The organism is Bradyrhizobium sp. (assembly GCF_019242285.1).
Classification (GTDB): domain Bacteria; phylum Pseudomonadota; class Alphaproteobacteria; order Rhizobiales; family Xanthobacteraceae; genus Bradyrhizobium.
Genome location: NZ_JAFAVV010000009.1, coordinates 1 through 6,556, shown reverse-complemented (window position 1 = coordinate 6,556; position 6,556 = coordinate 1). Strand labels below are relative to the sequence as shown.

At 63.2% G+C, this 6,556-nt stretch carries 13 protein-coding genes; 8 read left to right on the top strand and 5 right to left on the bottom strand.

Going from position 1 to position 6,556, the window contains the following annotated elements:
* Positions 1 to 105 precede the first annotated feature (105 nt).
* From JOY90_RS00440 to ychF, 3 genes are read left to right on the top strand one after another with little or no spacing between them, the layout of a single operon-like run.
* On the top strand, positions 106 to 834 hold the full coding sequence (locus tag JOY90_RS00440) for a 50S ribosomal protein L25/general stress protein Ctc (RefSeq protein WP_291689204.1): 729 nt from the start codon (positions 106 to 108) through the stop codon (positions 832 to 834).
* A gap of 23 nt (positions 835 to 857) precedes the next feature.
* Entirely contained in the window at positions 858 to 1,463 is a 606-nt protein-coding gene (gene pth / locus JOY90_RS00435; protein WP_291689203.1) for an aminoacyl-tRNA hydrolase, read from the top strand.
* A 38-nt stretch (positions 1,464 to 1,501) separates the two neighbouring features.
* The gene (gene ychF / locus JOY90_RS00430; RefSeq protein WP_291689202.1) at positions 1,502 to 2,599 is read left to right on the top strand and encodes a redox-regulated ATPase YchF; all 1,098 of its coding nucleotides are present in this window, start codon (positions 1,502 to 1,504) and stop codon (positions 2,597 to 2,599) included.
* A 19-nt stretch (positions 2,600 to 2,618) separates the two neighbouring features.
* Here the strand turns inward: ychF and JOY90_RS00425 are convergent, their stop codons facing one another.
* Positions 2,619 to 2,870 (bottom strand): DUF4282 domain-containing protein, encoded by a 252-nt coding sequence (locus JOY90_RS00425; RefSeq protein ID WP_291689207.1) that lies wholly within the window; start codon positions 2,868 to 2,870, stop codon positions 2,619 to 2,621.
* 29 nt (positions 2,871 to 2,899) lie between these two features.
* Between JOY90_RS00425 and JOY90_RS00420 the strand changes: the two genes are divergently transcribed.
* Entirely contained in the window at positions 2,900 to 3,199 is a 300-nt protein-coding gene (locus tag JOY90_RS00420) for a hypothetical protein (protein ID WP_291689201.1), read from the top strand.
* 337 nt (positions 3,200 to 3,536) lie between these two features.
* Complete coding sequence (locus JOY90_RS00415) at positions 3,537 to 3,707, top strand: hypothetical protein (protein ID WP_291689200.1); 171 nt, start codon at positions 3,537 to 3,539, stop codon at positions 3,705 to 3,707.
* A gap of 63 nt (positions 3,708 to 3,770) precedes the next feature.
* Here the strand turns inward: JOY90_RS00415 and JOY90_RS00410 are convergent, their stop codons facing one another.
* Positions 3,771 to 4,064 (bottom strand): DUF4282 domain-containing protein, encoded by a 294-nt coding sequence (locus tag JOY90_RS00410; RefSeq protein ID WP_291689199.1) that lies wholly within the window; start codon positions 4,062 to 4,064, stop codon positions 3,771 to 3,773.
* Between the two features lie 310 nt (positions 4,065 to 4,374).
* Here JOY90_RS00410 and JOY90_RS00405 point away from each other — a divergent pair, with 310 nt between their 5' ends.
* From JOY90_RS00405 to JOY90_RS00395, 3 genes are all read left to right on the top strand, one after another.
* Positions 4,375 to 4,836, top strand: a complete 462-nt coding sequence (locus JOY90_RS00405) for a MaoC family dehydratase (protein ID WP_291689198.1) — start codon at positions 4,375 to 4,377, stop codon at positions 4,834 to 4,836.
* Positions 4,836 to 5,315, top strand: coding sequence for a MaoC family dehydratase (locus JOY90_RS00400; protein WP_291689206.1), 480 nt, complete (start codon positions 4,836 to 4,838; stop codon positions 5,313 to 5,315). The genes JOY90_RS00405 and JOY90_RS00400 overlap by 1 nt, the downstream gene beginning before the upstream one ends.
* A 136-nt stretch (positions 5,316 to 5,451) precedes the next feature.
* Positions 5,452 to 5,595 (top strand): hypothetical protein, encoded by a 144-nt coding sequence (locus tag JOY90_RS00395; protein WP_291689197.1) that lies wholly within the window; start codon positions 5,452 to 5,454, stop codon positions 5,593 to 5,595.
* A gap of 26 nt (positions 5,596 to 5,621) precedes the next feature.
* On the opposite strand, the gene JOY90_RS00390 is transcribed toward JOY90_RS00395, so the two are convergent.
* The 3 genes from JOY90_RS00390 to JOY90_RS00380 all read right to left on the bottom strand — a co-directional run.
* A complete protein-coding gene (locus tag JOY90_RS00390; RefSeq protein ID WP_291689196.1) occupies positions 5,622 to 5,768 on the bottom strand; it encodes a hypothetical protein in 147 nt (48 codons plus the stop codon).
* 153 nt (positions 5,769 to 5,921) lie between these two features.
* Positions 5,922 to 6,353, bottom strand: a complete 432-nt coding sequence (locus tag JOY90_RS00385; RefSeq protein WP_291689205.1) for a hypothetical protein — start codon at positions 6,351 to 6,353, stop codon at positions 5,922 to 5,924.
* The coding region (locus JOY90_RS00380; protein ID WP_291689195.1) for a hypothetical protein at positions 6,307 to 6,556 on the bottom strand (250 nt) is incomplete at its 5' end. The genes JOY90_RS00385 and JOY90_RS00380, both read right to left, overlap by 47 nt.

Genomic DNA, 6,556 nt, shown 5'->3' with positions numbered 1-6,556 from the left:
AGCCCGCCACGTCCGCGGCCCCCGCACCCCTGGAGGCGCTGCCGCGGGACCGAAGCACGGGCCGCGTAGCGGCCTTTATCGTTTTGAAAACAAGGACTTAAGACTATGGCGACGACCGTCGAGGAATTGAAGGCGACCGCGCGTCCGTCAGTCGGCAAGGGGGCCGCACGGGCAGAGCGTCGCGCCGGGAGAGTGCCCGGAGTGATCTATGGTGACAACCAGCCCCCGCTGCCGATCTCGGTGGAGGACCGCGAACTGCGCCAGCGCATCCTGGCCGGCCGGTTCCTGACCACGATCTACGACATCAACCTGGAGGGCAAGAAGCACCGCGTGATTCCGCGAGACTTCCACCTCGATCCGGTCCGCGACTTCCCGATCCATGTTGACTTCCTCAGGCTCGGTGAAGGCGCGACCATCCGTGTCAGCGTCCCCTTGCATGTCCAGAAGGCGGAAGCCTCGCCCGGCGTGAAGCGCGGCGGCACGGTCAACATCGTGACCCATGCCATCGATCTCGAATGCTCGGTCGACAATATCCCGCAGTTCATCGAGGCCGACGTGTCGAGCCTCGAGATCAGCCACTCGCTGCATCTCTCCGACATCAAGCTGCCGACGGGTGTGAAGCCACTGACGCGCGAGGACGCGACGCTCGTGACCATCGTGCCGCCGTCCGGCTACGCCGAAGAGCAGAGGGCGGCTGCTGCCGCCGCGGGCACGGCTGCTGCCCCAGGTGCTCCCGCCGCAGCCGCACCGGCGGCCGCTGCGCCTGCCGCCGGTGCTGCGGCGCCTGCGGCTGGCGCGAAAGCGCCTGCCGGTGGTGGCGACAAGAAGAAATAAGCTTTCACGCGGGATGCCGCGTCATGCTGCTCTTTGTCGGCCTCGGCAATCCCGGCGCGAAATACGCGCGTAACCGGCACAATATCGGCTTCGTCGTGGTCGATGAAATTGCGCGGCGTCATGGTTTTGGGCCTTGGCGCCGCCGTTTTCAGGGCGAGACGTCGGAAGGGACGCTGGACGGCGAGCGCGTGATCCTGCTCAAGCCCACGACCTACATGAACGAGTCCGGTCGCGCGGTGCAGGAGGCGGCGAGCTTCTTCAAGCTCGACGCGAGCCAAGTGACCGTATTCCAGGACGAACTCGAGCTGCAGCCGGCAAAGGTGCGGGTGAAGGTCGGCGGCGGCACCGCCGGACACAACGGCTTGCGCTCCATCTCCTCGCACATCGGCAACGAGTATCGCCGGGTGCGGCTCGGCATCGGGCATCCCGGTGTCAAGGATCTGGTGCACGCTTACGTGTTGTCCGATTTCTTCAAGGAGGAAGGGCCGTTGGTCACAGCCCTGTCCGAGGCGGTCGCCGATCATGCCGGCCTGCTCGCCACGGGTCACGATTCGACCTTCCAGAACAAGGTGCATCTGGCGCTGCAGGCCAAGGGATTTTTCGATCAACGCGATGAGAGCGCAAAGTAGGCCGTGCGCGCCGTTGCCAACGGATTTCGGGACTCGAGATGGGATTCAAATGCGGTATCGTCGGCTTGCCCAATGTCGGCAAATCGACCCTGTTCAACGCGCTGACCGAGACCGCGGTGGCGCAAGCGGCGAACTACCCGTTCTGCACCATCGAGCCGAATGTCGGCGAGGTCGCTGTGCCCGATTCCCGGCTCGACAAGCTCGCCGCGATCGCCAAATCGGCGCAGATCATCCCGACCCGGCTGACCTTCGTCGACATTGCGGGTCTCGTCAAGGGAGCTTCGAAGGGCGAGGGCCTCGGCAATCAGTTCCTCGCCACGATCCGCGAGGTTGATGCGATTGCGCATGTGGTGCGCTGTTTCGAGGATTCCGACATCACCCATGTCGAGGGCAAGATCGCGCCGCCCGCCGATATCGAGACGATCGAGACCGAGCTGATGCTCGCCGATCTGGAGAGCCTGGAGAAGCGCGTCGACAATCTTTCGAAGAAGGCCAAGGGCAACGACAAGGACGCCAAGGAGCAGCTCGATCTCGTCAATCGGACGCTGGTGCTGCTGCGCGACGGCAGGCCGGCGCGGCTGCTGGAGCGGAAGGCGGAGGAGGAGCGCGCCTTCGGCATGCTCGGGCTTTTGACCTCGAAGCCCGTGCTCTACGTCTGCAACGTCGAGGAAGGAGCCGCGAAGGACGGTAACGGTTTCTCAAATCAGGTGTTCGAGCGCGCGAAAAAGGAAGGCGCGGTCGCGGTGGCGATTTCCGCCAAGATCGAATCGGAAATCGCGACACTCTCACGCGAGGAGCGCACCGACTTCCTGGAGACGCTGGGCCTCGCGGAAGCCGGCCTCGACCGGCTGATTCGCGCCGGCTACCAGCTCCTCGACCTCATCACCTATTTCACGGTGGGCCCAAAGGAGGCGCGGGCCTGGACCATCCACCGCGGCATCAAGGCGCCGGCCGCGGCAGGCGTAATCCATACCGATTTCGAGAAGGGCTTCATCCGCGCCGAGACCATCGCCTATGACGACTACGTCGCGCTCGGCGGCGAGGCCGGCGCCCGCGACGCCGGCAAGCTGAGGCTGGAAGGAAAGGAGTATGTGGTCGCCGACGGTGACGTCATGCATTTCCGCTTCAACACCTAAGGCGGGGTGCCTCCTCGTTCTACCGCATCCCGCCCTGGTCGCGGATTGCGCCGAGATGCTCGTTGATTCGCAACACGATCAGGATGAACTCGGCGGCGATGCGAGAGAACACGATGCCGATCTGTACGTTCGCGATGGAGGAGAGCAGCAATAGGAAACCGCCGAATGGGCTGATGGCCATCGCGGCAAGTCCGGAGAAGATGCCGGAAAGGCCCATCAGTGAAATCAACCCGATCACCAGCCAGTAGAAGCTTGATGATGGTGGCGTGATGAATTACTGGCGTTCCCACTAGCTAGGTCATGAGCATCCGCGACATCATCAAAGCCCACTTCGGCACCATCCTCGCCGAGAACGATGACCGCTCGATACTTATAGAGCTGCCCGCCGACATGCTCCCGGGCTTCGTCGGGCAGGCAACGCAAGGCGGATATGTAGTGCAAATCCGCTCAGTCGAGTCGAAGCTCGCCCCGCAACGGGTGACCGATGCCGGAGGCAGAAGCATCGAGACGGAGTCCATGATCTCAACCGCGTTCTACATCGCGACCGTCACGCCGCAGTCCGCGTTCAATGTCTCCAACGCCGCGCCGAACGGCCAATGATCGATCGCGAGCGCATCAAGGCGGTGACGGAAGCGAACTTCGCCCCGAGACCTTGCAGACCACGAGCGTGCACGTCTTCAAGGTCACGAGCGGGAAGGCACGCCCATCCAAGCGGCGCATGGCGCAACACCGGCATGGTCGGAGCAACGAAAAAGCCGCCGGGAAAGTTGGAGGCCAGCGGAAGCCGAGGCGATGGCCGCGCAGCGCGACGTCAAGCACCCGGCGATGGTCACGAGGCGGACGGCCACCTTTCGGATCAGGAAAGGTTCGAAATAGGCCCACTCATCGTCCGTGATCAACCCACGAATCACGGCTGCTCCCCGCAAAGCGGCGGGGGATGGATAGTTTCGATCCCTGGCGGGCCGGCTCGCCCGAGTCGATCGATGCCGCCGCCGATGAAATCATCATCGCGACCGAGGGCGTGTTCGATGATTTCGAGGATGCCCGGAAGGCCGCCCGCGCCGCGTTCGCGTCTGTCGGGCTGGTCGCAGAGGCCGACGGCGGATAAGACACCCAGCCCGACACCAGCAACAAAGCCGCCCGGCAAGGCGGCTTTGTCATTTCTATCGGTCTATCGCATTCCACCCTGGTCGCGGAGCGCGCCTAGGTGCTCATTGATCCGAAAGGTAATCAGGATGAATTCGCAGGCGATACGTGCGAAGATAACGGAAACGATGGTGCTGGCGATCGTCACCAGGATCATGATGAACCCGCCGAAGGGACTGATCGCCATCATGGCCAGCCCCGACAACAGGCCCGAGATGCCGAGCAGGATAATCAAGGCGACGATCAGAGTGTAGAACGGCTTAATGATCGACGGCGTTACAAAGCGATCCCATTGCAGAAGGTCCCTAAACTCGAACATCAACGTGCCCCCCTTATCAGGCCGCTGCCTTTGCACGGCCTAGAAAAATTAGATCGTCTTCTTGTTTTGTTTCCCGTTTCGGTCCGGTCGGGACCGTTGAAGCGGTCCCATTGGAACAGGTCCCGGAATTCGAACATCGTCGTAGTCCCCCAGCGAATGCGCGTCAGTTGCAGGTATTTGGCTGCTGGCAAGGCCCCTAGCTCCGAATGACGTTTCGGACAATAAGGAGCGCAAGCCGTGCGGGCGGGTGTGTTGTGATTGCCCCAAAGTGCGGCCACAATCGGGCTTCCTTCCGGCAAATTCCGTCAAGATGAAACTGACCTTCGAAGACTTTAGTCTTGGCCGTTTCGGTACCTTCGGTCCTCGCCACGTCACGCGTGAGGAGATCATCGCCTTTGCCGCCGAGTTCGATCCACAGCCGATGCATCTCGACGAGGCAGCCGGTCGCGTTTCGATGCTGGAGGGCCTTGCCGGCTCGGGCTGGCATCTCTGCGCGCTGATGATGCGGATGCTGTGCGACGGCTTCATGGGCCGCACCGCTTCGCTGGGCTCGCCCGGCGTCAACGAATTGCGCTGGCTCGTGCCGCTCAGGCCGGGCGACGACCTGATGCTCGACGTCGACGTGCTGGAAGCGAGAGTCTCGAAGAGCCGGCCGGAAACCGGGCTGGTGACGCTCAAGAGCACCGCGCGCAATGCGGCCGGCGTTGTGATGTGCGAGATGGTGTCGGTCCTGATCGTCAGCCGGCGCGAGGCCGGGGAGGCGGGCGCATGATCGGCTATTTCGAGGACATCGCGGTCGGCGACCGGTGCGAGCTCGGCTCGTTCACCTTCACGGCCGAGGGAATCAAGAAGTTCGCCGGGCAGTTTGATCCGCAGCGCTTCCATCTCGACGAGGAGGAAGGCCGCAAATCGCTGTTCGGCGGGCTCACGGCCTCGGGGTGGCATGTCGCGTCCGCCTGTATCCGCGTGATGGTGGACGATGGTCAACGGCGCGCCGAACAGGCCCGCTTGCGGGGCGAGCCGGCCCCGTCATGGGGGCCGTCGGCGGGCTTCCGCGCGTTGCGCTGGATCAAGCCGGTGCTTGCCGGCGACACTATCGCTTACGCAAGCGAGGTGGTCACGCGCCGTGAATCGAAGTCGCGCCCCGAATGGGGCATCCTTCAGGTCCGCAATACCGGCACCAACCAGCGCGGCGAGCTGGCGATCTCGTTTTTGAGCACGGTGTTCGTGCCGCGGCGTCCCACGGCGTGACAGCCCGCCAACATGGTTACCGCATCGTGTCGTGCCGCCGCGAGCGCGGCGATCTTGCGGAACCAAATTTTTGCTAACGCATTTTGAACAAGTGCCGGCCATAGTGCGCCGCGCGGGACCAGATGCGGGGACGACAATGGCGGATCGGAGCGGATTGCGGCTCGTGGGCTTCATCTTTGCAACCGTGACGGTTGCGGTGATGCTGACCACGGCGATGGTGGTGAAGGGCTATGCCGACGGCATCTATTCGCTCGATGCCGCCCCGATCGAGAGCCAGTAGGTTAACGCCGCGCTAACCGGTTGCGCTCAGCGGCTCCAGAGATAGGCCAGAGCCGTCACCGTCAGAAACAGGATGCCGACGAAGCGCAGCAAGAGCGTGCTGACGCGGTGATGCGACATGCGCAGCGGCAGCGCCTCGGTGGTTTCCGGCCGAAGGCCTTCCAAAGTCTCCATTTCAATCCCCCGTCCCCTGATCTGGCGCTTTCGGCCGAAAACGCGTCAAGCTTGTTATGGCGCCATCGGATGATGGCACCTTCGTTTCGGGAATCGGCCGCCGCTCCCTTCCGAGGACGGAAGGCGGCGGTCGCGGCGTGGCCTGAATGGCGGCTAGCCGCCGTTGTTGCGCAGGCCGTCGGCGGCGCGCTTCCACTGCGCCACGTTGTCGGCGATCATCCGCGTGGACTTCATCGCCGCCTGGCTGAGCTGGGCGTAGCCGGAGATCTCGCGCTGCACCCGCTGACCTTCGGCGTGGAGCAGTTCGCGCAGGCTTTCCAGCTCGGAAATCAGCTTTTCGATTTCCCCCAGCGAAGCCCCGGCGACGCGCTGGATCAGCGAGTTCACGTTGGTGACCGTCGTTTCGTGGGTCGGCTCCTGCACTTCCGGCGTTACCGCCGCGGCCGGCGGCGCCGGGCGCCGCAGATAGGCGATATCGTTGCGCACGAAGTCACGGATGCCGGCTTCGACTTCCGTCACGGCATCGAGATTGCCCTCGTCAATCTCGTTTGATTCGACCCTGTCGGAGTGAGTCGTGGCATTCATCGGCAATTCCCCTGTTTCGCGTTGAGCGAGCGCGGATATCCCCCGCACGACGAAAGTTCAAGTGACGAAAGTTCAAGTAGTGGCCATCAGGCTTGCCGATTTTGACCGCATCGGGGCCAATCTGCGGCAATGCTGGTGAATTAACGGGATTTCGTCCTACCAGCTTTGCTTGTATCCAGCGGTAATACTTTTGTTTTCCTGCC

Bases quoted from the DNA above. Each gene is read 5' to 3' on its own strand.
- JOY90_RS00440 (WP_291689204.1), top strand. From the start codon at position 106: ATGGCGACGACCGTCGAGGAATTGAAGGCGACCGCGCGTCCGTCAGTC.
- pth (WP_291689203.1), top strand. From the start codon at position 858: ATGCTGCTCTTTGTCGGCCTCGGCAATCCCGGCGCGAAATACGCGCGT.
- ychF (WP_291689202.1), top strand. From the start codon at position 1,502: ATGGGATTCAAATGCGGTATCGTCGGCTTGCCCAATGTCGGCAAATCG.
- JOY90_RS00420 (WP_291689201.1), top strand. From the start codon at position 2,900: ATGAGCATCCGCGACATCATCAAAGCCCACTTCGGCACCATCCTCGCC.
- JOY90_RS00415 (WP_291689200.1), top strand. From the start codon at position 3,537: ATGGATAGTTTCGATCCCTGGCGGGCCGGCTCGCCCGAGTCGATCGAT.
- JOY90_RS00410 (WP_291689199.1), bottom strand. From the start codon at position 4,064: ATGTTCGAGTTTAGGGACCTTCTGCAATGGGATCGCTTTGTAACGCCG.
- JOY90_RS00405 (WP_291689198.1), top strand. From the start codon at position 4,375: ATGAAACTGACCTTCGAAGACTTTAGTCTTGGCCGTTTCGGTACCTTC.
- JOY90_RS00395 (WP_291689197.1), top strand. From the start codon at position 5,452: ATGGCGGATCGGAGCGGATTGCGGCTCGTGGGCTTCATCTTTGCAACC.
- JOY90_RS00390 (WP_291689196.1), bottom strand. From the start codon at position 5,768: ATGGAGACTTTGGAAGGCCTTCGGCCGGAAACCACCGAGGCGCTGCCG.
- JOY90_RS00385 (WP_291689205.1), bottom strand. From the start codon at position 6,353: ATGAATGCCACGACTCACTCCGACAGGGTCGAATCAAACGAGATTGAC.